This window comes from Qipengyuania nanhaisediminis (assembly GCF_045862805.1).
Taxonomy (GTDB): Bacteria; Pseudomonadota; Alphaproteobacteria; order Sphingomonadales; family Sphingomonadaceae; genus Erythrobacter; species Erythrobacter nanhaisediminis_A.
In genome coordinates this window covers 1,734,144-1,751,558 of record NZ_AP025760.1, presented here as the reverse complement: position 1 = coordinate 1,751,558, position 17,415 = coordinate 1,734,144, and the positions used below count along the sequence as shown (strand labels likewise).

Below are 17,415 nucleotides of genomic sequence, written 5' to 3'. Positions count from 1 at the left end.
CGACCCCCAACCCATGAAGCAATGTGTGCACCTCTTGCGCCAAGCGTGCAAGCGCGGCAGGGGCGAGCACGATGACACAACGCCCGGTCCCGACGATCTTTTCGCAGAAGCGACGAGAGGCACGCCTTGTCCGCGCGCGCAGCCGCCAGCGCCGCGCGGTCGATCCGGCACGTTTCGTACTCGACGATATGGGCGAGGACCTGCTCGAACGGCTCGCATTCGTACGGCACGATGCACAGAGCCCCTGCTATGCCGGCCTCGTTCCGCAATCGGTCCACGATCATTTCGCCGCGCGCGGCCGGGCAGCCGCAATGCTCGACAGCGCCGACATCGAACGCCCGTTCGCCGACCGGCGCTTTGACCTTGTCGCGGTGTTTGGCGAATTCGACGCAGTGAATGACTTGCCCGGCGCGCTGATCCATATTCGCAACGCACTCGCACCCGAAGGGCTGGCGATCGTGTCCTTTGTCGGCGGATCAAGCCTGCCGAAATTGCGCGCGGCGATGATGGCAGCTGATGGCGACAAGCCGGCGGCACGCATTCACCCGATGGTCGATCCGCGCGCCGCTCCCGGGTTGCTGCAGCGCGCTGGCTGGAGCGACCCTGTCGTCGACACCCATCGGCTCACGGTGCGGTATGGCTCGCTCGATACCCTGGTTGGGGACCTGCGCGACCAGGGGCTGAACTGTGCATTGGCCGATCATGCCAGGAGCCTCGGCAAGGCAGCGCTCGAGCGGGCGCGCGCTGCTTTTCGCGATCAGGCTGACACTGACGGGAAGACCGCAGAGACTTTCGACATCATCACCCTGACCGGGCGGCGATCACCCGCGCGCGGCTAGCGCCGCCTGAGCGGCTGCGAGCCGCGCGATCGGCACGCGATAGGGCGAGGCGCTGACATAATCGAGTCCGACTTTTTCGCAAAAAGCGATCGAGGCCGGGTCGCCGCCATGCTCGCCGCAAATGCCAAGCTTGATGTCGCTCCGCGTCGCCCTGCCCCGCTCCGCCGCGAGTTCGACCAGTTGGCCGACCCCGTCGATATCGAGGCTCACGAAGGGGTCGCGCGAAAAAATGCCCTTCTCGACATAAGGCGCGAGGAAGCGCGCCGAATCGTCGCGGCTGACGCCCAGGGTCGTCTGGGTCAGGTCATTGGTGCCGAAGCTGAAAAACGCCCCTTCATGCGCGATTTCGCCGGCCATCAGGGCCGCGCGTGGCAATTCGATCATCGTGCCCACGAGATAGTCGATCTGCGCGCCTTTCTCTTCGAAGACCTGCCGGGCGACATTCTCGATGAGCGTTCGCAGGATCTGCAGCTCGCGCCGGGTTGCGACCAGCGGCACCATGATTTCCGGCAGGGGAGCCTCACCGCTTTCTGCCTGAACATCGCACGCTGCCTCGAAAATTGCGCGTGCCTGCATCTCGTAAATCTCGGGGAAGGTGATCCCGAGACGACAGCCGCGATGGCCGAGCATCGGATTGAATTCGTGAAGCTCCTCGGCGCGGCGCTTGAGATGATCGACCCCAAGCCCGGTCGCATCGGCGAGTTCCTCGAACTCAGCATCGCGGGTGGGCAGGAATTCGTGCAGCGGCGGGTCGAGCAGCCTGATCGTGCAGGGAAGCCCTGCCATGACGTCAAAGATCGCGGTGAAATCGGCACGCTGTTCGGGGAGCAGTTGCTCGAGCGCACGGCGGCGGCCCGCCTCGTCATCGGCGAGGATCATCTGGCGGACCGCGCTGATCCGTCCGGCATCGAAGAACATGTGCTCTGTGCGGCACAGTCCGATGCCCTCGGCCCCGAACTGGCGCGCCATGCGGCAGTCGTCGGGGGTCTCGGCATTGGTGCGCACACGCATCCGGCGCAGCGCGTCGGCCCATTCCATCAGCGTGCCGAAATCGCCAGCAAGCTGGGGTTCGACCGTCGGGACGATGCCCATCATGACCTGCCCCTTGGCCCCGTCGAGAGTGATCTCGTCGCCTTCCTTGAGTTCGCGCGTGCCGATGCGAAGGGTGCGCGCAGACCGGTCGATCGAGACCGCGCTCGCACCCGAAACGCAGGGGCGGCCCATGCCGCGGGCGACAACGGCGGCATGGCTCGTCATCCCGCCGCGCGCGGTGAGAATGCCCTGCGCGGCATGCATGCCGTGGATGTCTTCAGGGCTTGTCTCGACCCGGACGAGGATGACCTTGTCACCGCGGCTCGTCCATTGCTCAGCCGTGTCGGCGTCGAGCACGAGCCGCCCTGCCGCCGCGCCGGGCGATGCCGGAAGGCCGGTGGTGAGCACTTCGCGCGGGGCATCGGGATCGAGCGTGGGGTGAAGCAACTGGTCGAGCGCCATCGGATCGACCCGGCGCACGGCTTCCTCGCGCGCGATCAGGCCTTCCTCCACCATGTCGACCGCCATCTTGAGCGCGGCCTTCGCGGTGCGCTTGCCCGACCGGGTCTGGAGCATCCACAGTTTGCCGCGCTCGACGGTGAACTCGATGTCCTGCATGTCGCGATAATGGTTTTCGAGCAGGTCGAAGACACGGGCGAGCTCGGAATAGGCCTCGGGCATCGCCTCTTCCATCGAAAGCGGCTTCGCCCCTGCCTTTTCGCGCGCGGCACTGGTCAGGTATTGCGGCGTGCGAATGCCCGCGACGACGTCCTCACCCTGCGCATTGATGAGGTATTCGCCGTAGAACACCTTCTCGCCGGTGGCGGGATCGCGGGTGAAAGCCACGCCGGTGGCGCTGGTATCGCCCATATTGCCGAAAACCATGGCCTGGACATTGACCGCGGTGCCCCAGTCGGCGGGGATGTCGTTCAGGCGGCGATAGACCTTGGCACGGTCCGAATCCCAGCTGTCGAACACCGCCGCGATCGCGCCCCAAAGTTGATCAAACACATCCTGCGGGAAGGGTTTCCCGAGCTCGGTCTCGACGATTGCCTTGAATTCGCCAACGAGCGCATGCCAATCCTCGGCCGAAAGTTCGGTATCGGCGTATAAGCCCTTGTCTTCCTTTGCGATTTCCAGTGTTTCTTCGAACAGGCCGTGATCAATGCCCAGGACGACGTCGGAATACATCTGGATGAAGCGGCGATAGCTGTCCCAGGCGAAGCGTTCATCGCCCGATGCGCGTGCCAGCCCCTGGACGGTCTCGTCGTTGAGACCGAGATTGAGCACGGTGTCCATCATGCCCGGCATCGACACCCGCGCGCCCGAGCGCACCGAGACCAGCAGCGGATCGCCGGCATCGCCGAATGTCTTGCCGACCGAGCGTTCGATATGGGCCAGCGCATCTGCGACCTGGCCTCGCAATTCGTCTGAGAAGTCCGCGCCATCACGCAGATATCGCAGCGATTCCTCGGTGGTGATGGTGAAGCCCGGGGGAACCGGAAGCCCGATCCGCGCCATTTCAGCGAGATTGGCACCCTTGCCGCCGGTGACGGTCTTGTCTGCCTGCCGTTCGGCGTCGCGAGGATCGTCGTGCCGGGCGTCTCCGCCGAAGTGATAGACCGTTTTCATGTGTGCGCTTCCTGGAGGGTGGAATTCGATCGATCGAGACGGCGGAGCAGGTTCACCCCTCGATCCGGCTGAAATCTGCGACCTGGTGGACCCTGTCACGCAGCCGCGCGAGAAGGCCAAGCCGCGCCTCGCGCTTGACCGGGTCGTCGTCATTGACGGTCACGTCTTCGAAAAAGGCATCGATCGGTGCGCGCAGGCTCGCAAGCGCGCGCATGGCCGCCGCGAAATCCTCCGCCTCGATCGCGGCGCTGGCCTTGGGCCCTGCCGCGTCGAGCGCATCGATCAGCGCCTGTTCGGCGGGTTCGGGAGTGTAGGACAGCGCGCCTGCCCGCTCTGCTGCGACAGCGCCGGCCATGGCGGCATCGAATTCGGGTTTCCCGGCGAGCGCGAGCGGGTCTTCCTCGCCGGTGTGCTCGGGTTCGACGCTGCCTTCGCGGCCTTCCTTCTTGAGGATATTGGCCGCGCGCTTGTAGCCTGCGAGCAGGTTCGCGCCGTCTTCGGTTTCGACGAAAGCTTGCAGCGCGTGGACCCGCGCGAGCAGGCGGACAAGGTCATCCTCCCCGCCAAGCGCGAACACGGCGTCGATCAGGTCGTGGCGAACGCCCGCCTCGCGTTGCTGGACCTTGAGCCGGTCGGCGAAGAAATCGAGCAATTCACCTTCGGCCGCCTTCATCCGCAGGCCGTTTTCGGTGATGAGCCGGATCACGCCGAGCGCAGCACGGCGCAACGCGAAGGGATCCTTCGATCCGGTCGGCTTTTCGTCGATGCCGAAGAAGCTGGTGAGCGTATCAAGCTTGTCCGCAAGGCTCACCGCCACCGTCACCGGGGCGGTCGGCACTTCGTCGCCCTGCCCGACCGGCTTGTAATGGTCGCGGATCGCGTGGGCGACCTCGTCCGGCAGGCCCTCCTTCTCGGCGTAATAGCCGCCCATCAGGCCCTGAAGTTCGGGAAATTCGCCGACCATTTCGGTGACCAGATCGGCCTTGGCAAGCCGCGCGGCCTGTTCGGCCATGTCGGGATCGGCATCGACGATGCCCTCTTCGCACAGCCAGCGCGCAAGTTTCGCCACCCGCTCGACCTTGTCGGCCAGCATGCCGAGCTTTTCGTGGAAGGTGATGCGCGCCAACCCCTCGGCATGTTCGGCGAGCGGTTTCTTCTGGTCGAGTTCCCAGAAGAAGCGCGCGTCCGAAAGCCTCGCGGCGAGAACCTTGCGATTGCCGTCGACGACAACTGCCGGGTCGGCCGCGGCGATGTTTGCGGTGCAGACAAAAGCGTTGGCGAGCTTGCCATCTTTGTCTTCGCACACGAAATATTTCTGGTTCACCCGCGCGGTGAGCTGGATGACCTCGGGCGGGACGTCGAGATAGTCTTCGTCGAACCGGCCGAGCAGCGGCACCGGCCATTCGGTCAGCCCGGCATTCTCGATCACCAGCCCCTCGTCATCGACCAGGGTGAGGCCCGCCTCAGCCGCTGCCTTGCGCGCGCCTTCGCGCACAATGTCGGCGCGTTCGTCGTGATCGACGATGACGTGCGCATCGCGCAGCTTGGCGGCGTAATCGTCGGCGCCTTCGATGGCGATCTCGCCGTCCGAATGGAAGCGGTGGCCGCGCGTGGTCCGCCCGCTTGCCAGCCCGTCGGTGACGACCGGCACGATCTCGCCGCCGAGCAGCGCGACAATGCCCGAAAGCGGACGCACCCAGCGCGTGCTTTCGCTGCTGATCGAGGCCTCCCCCCAGCGCATCGACTTGGGCCAGGAGAAATCGCGGATGATTACCGGGATCGCCGCTGCGAGCAGTTCGGACACCGCCTGTCCGGGTTTCTCGATCACCGCGAACCATGTCGCGCGGCCCTTGACCTCGCGGCTCTCAAGGTCCTCGCGGGTGACGCCGTTCTTGCGGCAAAAGCCATCTACCGCCTGGTCGGGCGCGCCGACCGGCGGGCCCTTGGCCTCCTCGCGCACGGCCTTGGTCTCGGTCGGCAAATCGCGCGCGATCAGCGCGAGCCGGCGCGGGGTCGACCAGACGGTGACATCGCCCAGCGTGAGGCCGGCGGCCTCCATTTCGCGGCGAAACAGTTTTTCCAGTTCCTTGCGCGCTCCGGCCTGCATCCGGGCCGGGATCTCTTCCGAGCGCAGTTCGAGCAGGAAATCGGCCATCAGGCGAGGCTCCAATCGGGATATTTGGCGGCCCATTCAGGGGCCATCAGCTCGGCATATTTCTCGCAGGACGAACGCGCGAGGTCGCGCACCCGGCCCATATAGCTGGCGCGTTCCTGCACGCTGATGACGCCGCGCGCCTGGAGCAGGTTGAAGATGTGGCTCGCCTCGACCGCCTGCTCGTATGCGGCGATCGGCACGTCATTGGCGAGCGCGTTGCGGCATTCGGCCTCTGCCTTGGCGAACAGGTCGAACAAGGCGTCGGTCTCCGCGACCTCGAAATTCCATTTCGACATCTGTTTCTCGTTTTCGAGAAACACATCGCCATAGGACACGCCGCGCCCGTTGAAATCGAGTTCATAGACGCTGTCCACGCCCTGGATATACATGGCGAGCCGTTCGAGCCCGTAGGTCAGTTCGCCCGCGACCGGCTTGCAGTCGAAGCCGCCCATCTGCTGGAAATAGGTGAACTGTGTGACTTCCATCCCGTCGCACCAGACCTCCCAGCCCAGCCCCCACGCACCGAGCGTGGGCGATTCCCAGTCATCCTCGACGAAGCGGATATCGTGTTTGAGCGGGTCGATCCCGATTGCCTTCAGGCTGTCGAGATAAAGCTCCTGGATGTTGCCGGGCGAAGGCTTCAGGATCACTTGGTACTGATAATAATGCTGGAGCCGGTTGGGGTTTTCGCCATAGCGCCCGTCGGTCGGGCGGCGGCAGGGCTGGACGAAGGCGGCGTTCCAAGGCTCAGGCCCGAGCGCGCGCAGAGTTGTCGCGGTGTGAAATGTGCCCGCCCCCATGCGCATGTCATAGGGTTGCAGGATCACGCATCCATTGGCCGCCCAGAAATCGTGCAGCGTCAGGATCATGTCCTGGAACGAACGGGTCGGGTCGCGGGTGGTCGCGGCCGATTCGGCCCCCGGTTCTAAGGGCGCGCGCTTAAGGTTAGATTCGGTCGATTCCATCGTGTCAGAGGCCCTGCCCGATGCCCCCAAACCCGTCAATGCCGCAGCGCAGCATGGGTCGATTTACAACCCGCAATCCCGCACAATTCTGCGATTTTCGTAAGGTCAGCTTTACGAAATGTCAGGTTATCTTGACATGGTCAGAGATTCGCGACATAAAGTAAGGACAACCTGACATTCCGGAAGGTTGTTACGACAAATCAGTTTTTTCCAGCCTGGTTGCTGGCTGAATGGGAGATTGTGAGAACGACTTACATTCTAGGCTATATCTATGTCCTGATGTTCGTGATCGTTTTCCAATTCTTGAGGTGGCGCGACGCTAGATGAAGAACCGCCTCAAAGTCTTGCGCGCGGAACGTGACTGGTCGCAGGCCGAACTGGCCGGGCGGCTCGATGTCTCTCGCCAGGCTGTGAACGCGATCGAGACCGGCAAGCACGATCCCTCGCTCCCGCTCGCCTTCCGCATTGCGCGCCTGTTCGACATGTCGATTGAAGAGATTTTCGATGACCAAGCCTGACGATCACGCCTCAGACCCGCTCGCCCGGCCGCTCCTTGGCCAGGTCCTGTTCTATGTGGGGTTCTGCCTGGGGCTCGGCGCCATCGGCGCGGGGCTTGCGCAATTCTCCTCGGATGGCCTTTCGACAGGACAGTGGCTCGCCCTTGCCGGGCTGGCGCTGACGGGTCTTGCGCTTGTGGTCCTGGCGATCAGGATCGGCAATTTCGATCCCCCCGGCCTCGCCACCAATACGGGGCGTTCGCAGCTTTTGCTGCTCGGTTCGTGCCTGGTCGGCGGGATGATCGGGGTCTATCTCATCACGACCGGCGCGATCGACCGTTTCACCGCAGGCGACCTGACGCTGACCCGTATCGAGGCGCTGGCTGGCCTGTTCATCCTCATCGCCGTGGCGGTCCCGGCCAGCCTGATGCGCGAGAAGACCGCCGACGATTTCGAGCGCGCCGCCGCGCGCGAGGCCGCCTACTGGGCGCTGTGGATCTATTTCACTCTCTATCTCGGCTGGGCGGTCGCGGCGATGGGTTCGCTCGTGCCGCCGGTCCACGATTTCGCGCTGTTCATGATCGTCGTGTTCGTCATGCTCGGCATCTGGATGGTCAAGCGATCGGGATGACCTAGCCCGGCGCGACTGTTCACCAACCACAAATTTTCCGTTACGCACTTGCGAACCTGAAAGGACAATACATGACAATTCGCACGCTTCTCGCATCCTCGGCCGCCGCGCTGGGTCTCCTGGCAGCCACCCCTGCACTCGCCGATCATCACGGCGAGGCGTCTGCCGAAACGGCCGCCCTGCCCAGCGGTCCCGAAGGTCCGGCGCTGTGGAAGGTCGCCGACGAGGACACCACCATCTACCTGTTCGGGACGGTCCATGCGCTCGCCCCCGACGTGGTCTGGTACGATGCCGAGATCGACGGCGCGCTCCAGTCCTCCGACACTGTCGTGACCGAGATCCTCATGGACCCGTCGAGCCAGGCCGCGATGCAGCAGCTCGCCATGGCACGCGGGATGTCGAGCGATGGCACGGCCCTGCGTTCGCTGCTCGACGAGGAACAGAAGGCCGCATACGAGGCCGGGCTTGCAGGGCTCGGCATCCCGGCACAGGCGTTTGACGGGTTCAAGCCCTGGCTTGCCGGGCTCACGCTCACCATGCTTCCGCTGCTCCAGCAGGGCTATGACCTCGAAGCGGGCGTCGACAAGATCATCCTGTCCAAGGCCGGCGACAAGCAGCAGGGCGCGCTCGAAACCGCCGAGTTCCAGCTTTCGATCTTCGACGGGCTTTCGGCTGACAAGCAGGTCGAGTTCCTGATGGACGCGGTCGAAGGCATGGACGAGGCCAAGCAGACGCTCGATGCCATGGTTGCCGAATGGCTCGACGGCGATGCCGACGGACTGGCCGCGCTGATGAACGAGGACCTCGACGACGACAGCGAGATGGCAGAGGCCCTGCTCTACGACCGCAACGCCAACTGGGCCGAGTGGATCGACGAACGGCTCGACCAGCCCGGCACCGTGTTCATCGCGGTTGGTGCAGGCCACCTTGCCGGCGAGAAGAGCGTGCAGGATTACCTCGCCGAGCGCGAGATCGAGACCACGCGGGTCCAGTGACCCCGCGGCCAAGGCGCCTCGTCGCGGCGGCCCTCGCGCTGCTGCTGGCGGCCTGCGGGCCGGACGAGGCGCCACCCGCCGAATTTTCGGGCGAGCGCGCCTCGCCCCTGCTCTACGAAGTGACCGGCCCCGGCGGGGATGTGGAAGGGTGGTTGCTGGGGACCATCCATGCCCTTCCCCCCGGGACCGACTGGCAGGGCGAATGGAGCGAACGGCTGGTTTCCGGCTCGGACGAATTGCTGGTCGAAGTGGCCGAACTCGACGACCGGTCGGCGATCTCCGCGATCTTCACCGAGCTGGCGACGACCCCGGGAATGCCGCCGCTCGAACAGCGGGTCGCCCCTTCGCTTCGCGCCGACCTGGCCGAGCTGGTCGAGCGATCTGGGATCGCGTCCGAAAGGTTCGCAGACACCGAGACCTGGGCCGCGGCGGTCATGCTATCGCGGGTCGATGCCGCCGGCGATCCGCGCAACGGGGTCGACAGGGCGTTGATCCGGGTCTTCGCACCGGCACGGGTCCGGGGCCTGGAAACCGCGCGCGCGCAGCTCGGCATTTTCGACACATTGCCCGAAGCCGACCAGCGCGACCTTCTCGAAGGGACAGTGCGCGAATGGCACGCGGCGCGCAAGGATCGCGCGCAATTCGCCCGCGCCTGGTTCACCGGCGACATCGCCGCGATCGAGCGCGCGACCGTGACCGGGATCATGGCCGATCCCGAACTGCGCGAAGCCCTGCTGGTTGCGCGAAACCGGCGCTGGCTGCCGGGCATCGCCGCGAGTTTCGCCCGGACCGAACGCACGCTCGTCGCGGTCGGGGCAGCCCACCTCGTCGGCCGCGACGGGATCGCGGCAATGCTCGAACAGGCAGGCTATTGCGTCACCCGGATCGAATAGGACGCGCTCGGGCTGTTCCATGTGAGCAGCCCGCCCCCATGCGCGGGCAGAGAATTGGGTTGCGTTTTGACGCGCAACCGCTATTTGCGCGCCCTTCGGCGCTCTGGTCATCCCTGGAGGCGGCGCGCCGGAAAAAACGATTCAATCAAACACGTATTCGAAAGGCACATGCTATGAGCGACGCTCTTAATCTGCCGGCCGAGGCGCGCGAACGGGCAGGCAAGGGAGCCTCCCGTGCACTTCGCCGCGAAGGCCGGGTCCCCGCTGTCATCTATGGCGGCAAGGAAGAACCCACTCCGATCCACATCGAGGAAAAGGAACTGGTCCGTCAGCTGATGACCGGCCACTTCATGAACTCGATCGTGAAGATCGAACTGGGCGGCAAGACCATCCGGACGCTGCCCAAGGACGTTGCTCTGCATCCTGTAACCGATCGCCCGGTCCATGCCGACTTCTTCCGCCTGGCGCGCGACGCCAAGGTCGAGGTTTCGGTCCCGGTCATCTTCACCAATGAAGAGGGCTCGCCCGGCCTCAAGAAGGGCGGCGTTCTCAACGTTGTCCGTCACGAACTTGAACTTGTCTGCGAAGCCGACAAGATCCCCGGCGAGATCGAAATCTCGGTCGAGGGCAAGGAAGTGGGCGAATCGATCCACATCAGCGAAGTCGACCTGCCCGAAGGCAGCGTGAGCGCGATCACCGATCGCGACTTCACCATCGCCACCCTCGTCGCCCCGTCCGCTCTGAAGAAGAGCGAGGAAGAAGGCGAAGAGGAAACGGATGTCGATGCAGATGCAGTCCCCGCCACCGAGCAGGGCGAAGACGCCGATGCGGCCGAAGAGCAGGAAGAAAAGAGCGCCGACTAAGCGCCCTGCCCTTCTTTTCACACGCAATCACCAAGACACCGGGCTGGCCAGACCAGTCCGGTGTTTTGTTTTGGCCGGTCAGGCGTTAGGGCGAGCGCCATGCAGATATGGACTGGCCTCGGTAATCCCGGACCCAAATACGCGCTTCACCGGCACAATGTCGGTTTCATGGCGCTGGATGTCCTTGCCGAGATGCACGGCTTCGGTCCGGTGCAGAAGAAATTCTCCGGCTGGGTGCAGGAAGGCAGGATCGGGCGCGAGAAGGTGCTGCTGCTCAAACCGGCGACCTTCATGAACGAAAGCGGGCGCAGCGTCGGCGAGGCGATGCGGTTCTACAAGCTCGACCTCGATGCGCTCACCGTGTTCCACGACGAACTCGACCTCGCGCCGTTCAAGGTCAAGGTGAAGCAGGGCGGCGGCACTGCGGGACATAACGGCCTGCGCTCGATCGACCGGCATCTCGGTCCCGATTTCAGGCGCGTGCGCATCGGGATCGGCCATCCCGGCCACAAGGACCGCGTGAGCGGCTACGTGCTCGGCAATTACGCCAAGGCCGAACAGGACGATCTGGTCGCCATGCTCGGCGCGATCGGGGCCGAGGCCGAATGGCTCGCCTCAGGGGACGATCCGCGCTTCATGAGCGACGTTGCGCTGAGAATGCAGAAGTGAAACGCGCCGGGGCAGCGATAACGGCGCTGCTCCTGGCTGGCTGTCTTCCGGCCGCCCCGATCCCAGGGGCCGCCCCCGCCCCAGCATCGCTTGAACGGTATCAATCGCCACTTCCCGAATTCGGCCTGACGCGCGGCCCCGATGGCTGGTATCTCTCTCGCATGGACGGCCCGTTCGGAAGCGATGCGACAAGCTTCCTGTGGCTCTATCGCGATCACGAGGGCGAACCTGTCGCCGCAAATCTTGGCTCGCGCAGCAATATCGGGCGCGATTTTTCCTATGACGGCAAGCGCCAGCGCGGCTGTTTCGTTCGCGATGCCGATATCTGGTGCGCGCTCTGGACCGCCGAGCGGGGCTGGCACGATGCCGCGCCGCTACCCGCCCCGGTCAACACGCCCGGCTATGAGGCAAGCCCGCATTTCGCTCCCGACGGATCGCTCTACTTCGCCTCCATGCGCGAGGGCGGTCCGGGCGAAGGCGACATCTATCGCGCCGTTCAAACCGGTGACGGCTGGCATGTCAGCGCGCTCGGCCCCGCGATCAATTCTCCTACGGGCGAATGGAACCTCGCGCTCTCACCCGATGGCGCCGTGCTGGTGTTCGAGGCATCGGGCCGCCCCGCCAACCGCACCCCTTCGGGCGACCTCTATCTGTCGTGCCGCACGAGCCGGGGTTGGAGCGAGGCGGCCGCGATGGAGCAGCTCAACACCGATGACAGCGATCTCGATTTCCGCTTTCATGGCGCTCGCAGCGGGACCTTCACCACCGCGACGATCGGCGGCGATGGCCGGTTGCGCCATGCCGGACCTGAACATTTCGCCCGATGCCGCTGACGCGCTGACCCGCTGACCAAGGAGGACACACCATGCCCACGATCAACCGCCGCACCCTGCTTGCCGGAGCCGCCGCAACCGGCGCGCTTGTCGCCGCCGCGCGTTCGGGCGCGCACGACGCATTCACCCATGACCCGGGCCTTTCGGGCAAGAGCGTGCTGATCACCGGCACTTCGAGCGGGTTCGGGCGGCTCGCGGCGGAAAGTTTCGCGCGTTCGGGTGCGCGGGTCTTTGCCACCATGCGCAATCTCCCCCGCCCCGAGGCCGACGAATTGCGCGCGCTGGCGGCTGACGAGAACCTCGACCTCCACGTGATCGAGATCGACGTGCTGTCTGATGAGCAAGTCGCCGCAGGCGTGTCAGAGGCCGAGCGCATCAATGGCGGCGGGATTGATGTCCTGGTCAACAATGCCGGGATCGGCATCACCTCGCCGGTCGAGGTTCAGGACATGGAGGCGACCAGGCTAATCTTCGACACCAATGTCTTTGGCTGTCACCGGATGGCGCGCGCGGTTCTGCCGGGAATGCGGGCCAAGGGGTCGGGACAGATATTCCAGGTCTCTTCGCAGCTCGGACGGGTGATCGTCCCCTATTCGGGCCATTATTCGGCGACCAAGTTCGCACTCGAGGCGATGGGCGAACAGCTCGCCTACGAACTGGTTCCGCACAATATCGATGTCACCATCATCGAGCCGGGCGGCTATCCGACCAGGGTCTGGGTCAACCGCAACCGCTACACCGCCGAATTGAAGGCGCGCGCGCATGAGCGCCACCTCGCAGGCTATCCGCGCGCTGTCGCCCGCATGGGCGCAGAAGACGGTTCGAGCCGCACTGCCGACCCGATGGACGTGCCGCGCGCCATGGCCCGGCTGATCGCCGCGCCCGCCGGCACCCGCCCGCTTCGCGTCGCGGTGCACCCCGGCAACAAGCCACAATTGCCGATCAACGCGGTCACGGCGCAGGTCCAGCAGGACTGGCTCGGCCAATCCGGCCTCGGCCCGCTCATCAATGCGGTCCATTCGCGTTGATTTGCTGGCAATAGCCGCGCCCGCCCGCTAAGGGCTGCGCGCAAATTCACTCAGACAAGAGATTGACCCATGGGATTCCATTGCGGGATTGTCGGCCTGCCCAATGTCGGCAAGTCCACCCTCTTCAATGCGCTCACCGAGACGCAGGCCGCGCAGGCGGCGAACTATCCGTTCTGCACGATCGAGCCCAATGTCGGCCAGGTCGCGGTGCCGGATGAACGGCTCGACAAGATCGCCGCGATCGCCAAGAGCGCCAAAATCGTCGCCACCCAGCTCGCCTTTGTCGACATCGCCGGTCTCGTCAAAGGGGCGAGCCAGGGGGAAGGCCTGGGCAACCAGTTCCTCGGCAATATCCGCGAAGTCGATGCCATCGTCCACGTGCTGCGCTGTTTCGAGGATGACGACATCCAGCACGTTGCCAACCGCGTCGATCCGATCGCCGATGCCGAAGTGGTCGAGACAGAACTGATGCTCGCCGATCTCGAAAGCCTCGAAAAGCGCGTTCCGGCAGCGCAGAAGCGCGCCACCGGGGGCGACAAGGAGGCCAAGGTCATGGCGAGCGTGCTCGGCCAGGCGCTCGAACTGCTCAAGGATGGCAAGCCGGCGCGGCTCACCGAACCCAAAGACGACGAGGAGGCGCGCCTGTTCGCTCAGGCACAGCTGCTCACCGCAAAGCCGGTGCTCTATGTCTGCAATGTCGCCGAGGAAGACGCCGCGGAAGGCAACGCCCTGTCGGCGCAGGTCTTCGCCAAGGCCGAGGCCGAGGGCGCACAGGCTGTCGTCGTGTCGGCCGCGATCGAGGCCGAGCTGGTCGAGATGCCCGAAGAGGACCGCGCCGAATATCTCGCCGAGCTGGGCCTTACCGAAAGCGGCCTCGCCCGCGTGATCCGCGCCGGATACAGGCTGCTCGGGCTCAACACCTTCTTCACCGCCGGTCCCAAGGAAGCGCGCGCGTGGACCTTCCCGGCCGGTGCCAAGGCGCCGCAGGCCGCAGGCGAGATCCACACCGATTTCGAGAAGGGCTTCATCCGCGCCGAGACCATCGCCTACGAGGATTACGTCGCGCTCGGCGGCGAAGCGGGCGCCAAGGAAGCAGGCAGGATGCGCCAGGAAGGCAAGGACTACGAAGTGCAGGACGGCGACGTCATGCTTTTCAAGTTCAACGTCTGATCGCATCTGACCCGCAGGGCGCGAGGAACCGCTCGCACCCTCGCACCGTTGGTGGCTCGAATCACTACCAACGGGGCGAGTAAGACGCGATGGTCGACAAATCGGAAAAGTTCAGCTGGCTGGTGCGCACCGGCTATTTCGCACGCGCAGTGCTCTACGCCATGCTCGGCTTCGTCGCGCTCACCAGCGCGGACAAGATGAGCCAAGGCTCGCAAGGCATCATGAGGGCGATCGAGGACCTGCCCGGCGGCGCGCTGATCTTGTGGATCGTTGCGATCGGGCTGATCGGTTACTCGCTGTTCCGGTTTGCTTCGTTTTTCTTCGATATCGAGAACAACGGGTCCGACAAGACCGGCTGGGCCAAGCGCATCGGCCATGCCGGATCGGGCATCGGGCACTCCGCCCTCGCCTGGCTCGCGATCGAGGTGGCATCCGATTTCGGCGCAAGCGGCGGCGGCGGCGGCGCTGAAGCAGCGACCGATACCGTGCTCGACATGGCGTTTGGCGGCACGATCGTCGGCATTCTGGGCATCATTTTCTTCGTGGTCGCGGCCTACCAGCTCAAGAAGGCGATCACCGGCAGTTTCATGGACCGGATCGCGGCGGATGCGCCTTCTGCGACGCGCGCGCTCGGCACGATCGGCTTTGCCGCACGCACCGTGGTCTATGCGATCATCGGCTGGTCGCTGTTCGATGCCGGTTTCGGGTCGCGCGATGCCGAAGGCGTGCGCACGCTTGGCGATGCGCTGGCAAGCCTGGCCGGATCCGGCCTTCCCTTCACCCTGACTGCCATCGGCCTGCTGGTATTCGGCCTGTTCAGCCTCGTCCTCGCGCGGTACCGGATCATCCCCACCCTTTCGCCCGATGGCCGTGTCCCGAGCTTTCGCGCTTGACGAGGAAAGACCCATGACCAAGTCCGCGCGCCTTTACCGCATGGTGATGGAAAGCCACACCTGTCCCTACGGGATCAAGGCAAGGCACCTGCTCAAGTCACGCGGCTACACGGTCGAGGACCACCACCTGACCACCCGCGCCGAGACCGACGCTTTCAAGGCCGAGCACGATGTCGAGACCACGCCGCAGGTGTTCATTGGGGACCGGCGGATCGGCGGCTATGACGCGTTGCGCGAGCATTTCGGCATTGCAAGGGACCCAAACGCCACCAGCTACCGCCCGGTTCTCGCGGTCTTCGCGGTCGGACTCGCGCTCGCATTGTCGCTGTCCTTCGGCCTGCTCGGCGGGCTCGGCGTGCGCACGGCGGAATGGTTCGTCGCCTTCTCGATGGCGATGCTCGCAATGCTCAAATTGCAGGATGTCGAGCAATTCAGCTCGATGTTCGTGGGCTATGACCTGCTCGGCAAACGCTTCGTGCCCTACGCCTATGCCTATCCCTATCTGGAAGCTCTCGCGGCCGTGCTGATGGCTGGCCGCCTGCTCGACTGGATATCGATTCCGGTCGCGCTCACCATCGGCACCATCGGCGCAGTAAGCGTTTTCTACGCGGTCTATATCCAGAAACGCTCGATCAAGTGCGCCTGTGTCGGCGGAAGCGGCAATGTGCCGCTCGGCTTCATCTCGCTCAGCGAAAATCTCGCAATGGTCGGCATGGCGATCTGGATGCTGGTGCGTCCGACCCTCTGACGCACCCCCTTCCCCTCCATCAGGCATAGTGCCTAGGCGGCCCCTAGGGTGAACTTGGCGTAAGGGCCGCCATAGGGGCGCCATGAAACATTATGATTTCGTCGTGCTCGGAGCCGGCCCCGCAGGTCGGCGCGCCGCTATCCAGGCCGCAAAGCTGGGCCGCAGCGCGCTGGTCGTGGATGATCGCAGCAAGGTCGGCGGGGTGTCGGTCCACACCGGCACCATCCCTTCCAAGACCCTGCGCGAGACCGCGCTCAACCTGTCGGGCTGGCGCGAGCGGGCCTTTTACGGCCAGGGCTATCGCACCCGCGACAAGATCGAACCGGGCGATCTCAATCAGCGGATCGGCAAGACCTTTGATTACGAGGTCTCGGTGCTCGAACATCAGTTCGCCCGCAACGGCGTCGAAACGGTCAATGGCCGCGGCAGCTTCATCGGGGCCAACCGCATAGCGATCGAGACCGATATCGACGGCAAGGTCACCCATGACGAGGTCGAGGCGAGCAAGATGCTGATTTCGGTCGGCACCCGCCCGCACCGCCCTGCCCACATCCCCTTCAACGATCACAATGTCCTCGACAGCGACACGTTCATCTTGAAGCCCCGCATGCCGCGCAGCCTGACCGTGGTCGGCGCAGGCGTGATCGGGCTCGAATACGCGACCATCTTCAGCGCGCTCGACATTCCCATCACCCTGATCGAGCCGCGCGAAAGATTGCTCGAATTCATGGATGCCGAAATCGTCGAACACCTCGTCCACTCGATGCGCGAACGCGGCATCACCTTGCGGCTCGGCTGCTCGCTCAGCCATGTCCATTTCTCCGAAAGCGGAAATCCGATCTGCCAGCTGGCCGACGGGCGGCTGATCGGTTCGGAAATGGTGCTGTTTGCCGCCGGACGCGAAGGGGCGACCAGCGGTCTCAACCTCGCCGCCTGCGGGCTTGAGGCGGACAAGCGCGGCCGGCTCGAGGTCGATCGCAAGACCTTCCAGACCGCCAATCCCAACATCTATGCCGCCGGCGACGTGATCGGTTTCCCCAGCCTTGCATCGACTTCGATGGAACAGGGGCGCGCGGTCGCCTGCCACGCCTTCGGCAACCCGATCGAGGCCGACGACCAGGCCCCGCCCTATGGCGTCTACGCGGTGCCGGAACTGTCATCGGTCGGCATGACCGAGAACGATGCGCGCGAGGCGGGAATATCCTACGAATGCGGGATCGCGCGGTTCCGCGAGACTTCTCGCGGGCACATCATGGGGCTGGAATCGGGGATCTTGAAGCTGATCTGCGACCGCGAAACGCGCAAGCTCATTGGCGTTCACGTGATCGGCGAAGGGGCGAGCGAGCTGGTCCATATCGGCCAGGCGGTGCTGAATCTGGGCGGCACGATCGACTATTTCGTCGAAAACAGCTTCAACTATCCCACGCTTGCCGAAGGCTACAAGGTGGCAGCTCTCGACCTGTGGAACCGGCTCGAAGTGCGCGCGGCCAGGCCCGAAAAACCGTGCGAGGATTCGGGGTCTGGCGAAAGCCTGTCAGAAGGACCGCAGCGTTCCGCCGCCTGATCGCGCAC

Annotated in this window: 16 protein-coding genes; 13 read left to right on the top strand and 3 right to left on the bottom strand. The window is 64.7% G+C overall.

Annotated elements, in window-relative coordinates; translation table 11 throughout:
- The first annotated feature begins 71 nt into the window (after positions 1 to 71).
- Entirely contained in the window at positions 72 to 839 is a 768-nt protein-coding gene (locus ACKTSM_RS08425) for a methyltransferase (protein WP_407874212.1), read from the top strand.
- Here the strand turns inward: ACKTSM_RS08425 and ppdK are convergent.
- The 3 genes from ppdK to ACKTSM_RS08410 are packed head-to-tail and all read right to left on the bottom strand — an operon-like array spanning position 822 to position 6,527.
- Entirely contained in the window at positions 822 to 3,503 is a 2,682-nt protein-coding gene (ppdK, locus tag ACKTSM_RS08420; protein WP_407874211.1) for a pyruvate, phosphate dikinase, read from the bottom strand. The genes ACKTSM_RS08425 and ppdK overlap by 18 nt on opposite strands.
- Positions 3,504 to 3,555: 52 nt before the next feature.
- Positions 3,556 to 5,658 carry a glycine--tRNA ligase subunit beta gene (glyS, locus tag ACKTSM_RS08415; RefSeq protein WP_407874210.1) on the bottom strand — a complete coding sequence of 701 codons (2,103 nt, stop codon included), beginning with the start codon at positions 5,656 to 5,658 and terminating at the stop codon, positions 3,556 to 3,558.
- Positions 5,658 to 6,527, bottom strand: coding sequence for a glycine--tRNA ligase subunit alpha (locus ACKTSM_RS08410; protein ID WP_407876339.1), 870 nt, complete (start codon positions 6,525 to 6,527; stop codon positions 5,658 to 5,660). The genes glyS and ACKTSM_RS08410 overlap by 1 nt, the downstream gene beginning before the upstream one ends.
- A gap of 419 nt (positions 6,528 to 6,946) precedes the next feature.
- On the opposite strand from ACKTSM_RS08410, the gene ACKTSM_RS08405 reads away from it, so the two are divergent.
- The 12 genes from ACKTSM_RS08405 (at position 6,947) to sthA (ending at position 17,407) form a co-directional block, all read left to right on the top strand.
- Positions 6,947 to 7,141, top strand: coding sequence for a helix-turn-helix transcriptional regulator (locus ACKTSM_RS08405; RefSeq protein WP_407874209.1), 195 nt, complete (start codon positions 6,947 to 6,949; stop codon positions 7,139 to 7,141).
- On the top strand, positions 7,128 to 7,751 hold the full coding sequence (locus tag ACKTSM_RS08400) for a hypothetical protein (protein WP_407874208.1): 624 nt from the start codon (positions 7,128 to 7,130) through the stop codon (positions 7,749 to 7,751). The genes ACKTSM_RS08405 and ACKTSM_RS08400 overlap by 14 nt, the downstream gene beginning before the upstream one ends.
- A gap of 71 nt (positions 7,752 to 7,822) precedes the next feature.
- Entirely contained in the window at positions 7,823 to 8,746 is a 924-nt protein-coding gene (locus ACKTSM_RS08395) for a TraB/GumN family protein (RefSeq protein ID WP_407874207.1), read from the top strand.
- Positions 8,743 to 9,639, top strand: coding sequence for a TraB/GumN family protein (locus ACKTSM_RS08390; protein ID WP_407874206.1), 897 nt, complete (start codon positions 8,743 to 8,745; stop codon positions 9,637 to 9,639). Before ACKTSM_RS08395 ends, ACKTSM_RS08390 begins: the two co-directional genes overlap by 4 nt.
- A 173-nt stretch (positions 9,640 to 9,812) precedes the next feature.
- Positions 9,813 to 10,502, top strand: coding sequence for a 50S ribosomal protein L25/general stress protein Ctc (locus tag ACKTSM_RS08385; RefSeq protein WP_407874205.1), 690 nt, complete (start codon positions 9,813 to 9,815; stop codon positions 10,500 to 10,502).
- Between the two features lie 99 nt (positions 10,503 to 10,601).
- On the top strand, positions 10,602 to 11,171 hold the full coding sequence (gene pth / locus ACKTSM_RS08380) for an aminoacyl-tRNA hydrolase (RefSeq protein WP_407874204.1): 570 nt from the start codon (positions 10,602 to 10,604) through the stop codon (positions 11,169 to 11,171).
- 161 nt (positions 11,172 to 11,332) lie between these two features.
- Positions 11,333 to 12,004: a hypothetical protein gene (locus ACKTSM_RS08375; RefSeq protein WP_407874203.1), complete on the top strand. Its 672-nt coding sequence runs from the start codon at positions 11,333 to 11,335 to the stop codon at positions 12,002 to 12,004.
- A gap of 32 nt (positions 12,005 to 12,036) precedes the next feature.
- A complete protein-coding gene (locus ACKTSM_RS08370) occupies positions 12,037 to 13,032 on the top strand; it encodes an SDR family oxidoreductase (protein WP_407874202.1) in 996 nt (331 codons plus the stop codon).
- A 69-nt stretch (positions 13,033 to 13,101) separates the two neighbouring features.
- A complete protein-coding gene (gene ychF, locus ACKTSM_RS08365; RefSeq protein WP_407874201.1) occupies positions 13,102 to 14,202 on the top strand; it encodes a redox-regulated ATPase YchF in 1,101 nt (366 codons plus the stop codon).
- Positions 14,203 to 14,291: 89 nt separating this feature from the next.
- Positions 14,292 to 15,095, top strand: coding sequence for a DUF1206 domain-containing protein (locus tag ACKTSM_RS08360; RefSeq protein ID WP_407874200.1), 804 nt, complete (start codon positions 14,292 to 14,294; stop codon positions 15,093 to 15,095).
- A gap of 13 nt (positions 15,096 to 15,108) precedes the next feature.
- Positions 15,109 to 15,843 carry a MauE/DoxX family redox-associated membrane protein gene (locus ACKTSM_RS08355; RefSeq protein WP_407874199.1) on the top strand — a complete coding sequence of 245 codons (735 nt, stop codon included), beginning with the start codon at positions 15,109 to 15,111 and terminating at the stop codon, positions 15,841 to 15,843.
- An 82-nt stretch (positions 15,844 to 15,925) separates the two neighbouring features.
- Positions 15,926 to 17,407, top strand: a complete 1,482-nt coding sequence (gene sthA, locus ACKTSM_RS08350) for a Si-specific NAD(P)(+) transhydrogenase (protein WP_407874198.1) — start codon at positions 15,926 to 15,928, stop codon at positions 17,405 to 17,407.
- Positions 17,408 to 17,415: the final 8 nt, after the last annotated feature.

Coding starts and splice junctions, on each gene's coding strand:
- ACKTSM_RS08425 (WP_407874212.1), top strand. CDS start 72: ATGACACAACGCCCGGTCCCGACGATCTTTTCGCAGAAGCGACGAGAG.
- ppdK (WP_407874211.1), bottom strand. CDS start 3,503: ATGAAAACGGTCTATCACTTCGGCGGAGACGCCCGGCACGACGATCCT.
- glyS (WP_407874210.1), bottom strand. CDS start 5,658: ATGGCCGATTTCCTGCTCGAACTGCGCTCGGAAGAGATCCCGGCCCGG.
- ACKTSM_RS08410 (WP_407876339.1), bottom strand. CDS start 6,527: ATGATCCTGACGCTGCACGATTTCTGGGCGGCCAATGGATGCGTGATC.
- ACKTSM_RS08405 (WP_407874209.1), top strand. CDS start 6,947: ATGAAGAACCGCCTCAAAGTCTTGCGCGCGGAACGTGACTGGTCGCAG.
- ACKTSM_RS08400 (WP_407874208.1), top strand. CDS start 7,128: ATGACCAAGCCTGACGATCACGCCTCAGACCCGCTCGCCCGGCCGCTC.
- ACKTSM_RS08395 (WP_407874207.1), top strand. CDS start 7,823: ATGACAATTCGCACGCTTCTCGCATCCTCGGCCGCCGCGCTGGGTCTC.
- ACKTSM_RS08385 (WP_407874205.1), top strand. CDS start 9,813: ATGAGCGACGCTCTTAATCTGCCGGCCGAGGCGCGCGAACGGGCAGGC.
- pth (WP_407874204.1), top strand. CDS start 10,602: ATGCAGATATGGACTGGCCTCGGTAATCCCGGACCCAAATACGCGCTT.
- ACKTSM_RS08375 (WP_407874203.1), top strand. CDS start 11,333: ATGGACGGCCCGTTCGGAAGCGATGCGACAAGCTTCCTGTGGCTCTAT.
- ACKTSM_RS08370 (WP_407874202.1), top strand. CDS start 12,037: ATGCCCACGATCAACCGCCGCACCCTGCTTGCCGGAGCCGCCGCAACC.
- ychF (WP_407874201.1), top strand. CDS start 13,102: ATGGGATTCCATTGCGGGATTGTCGGCCTGCCCAATGTCGGCAAGTCC.
- ACKTSM_RS08360 (WP_407874200.1), top strand. CDS start 14,292: ATGGTCGACAAATCGGAAAAGTTCAGCTGGCTGGTGCGCACCGGCTAT.
- ACKTSM_RS08355 (WP_407874199.1), top strand. CDS start 15,109: ATGACCAAGTCCGCGCGCCTTTACCGCATGGTGATGGAAAGCCACACC.
- sthA (WP_407874198.1), top strand. CDS start 15,926: ATGAAACATTATGATTTCGTCGTGCTCGGAGCCGGCCCCGCAGGTCGG.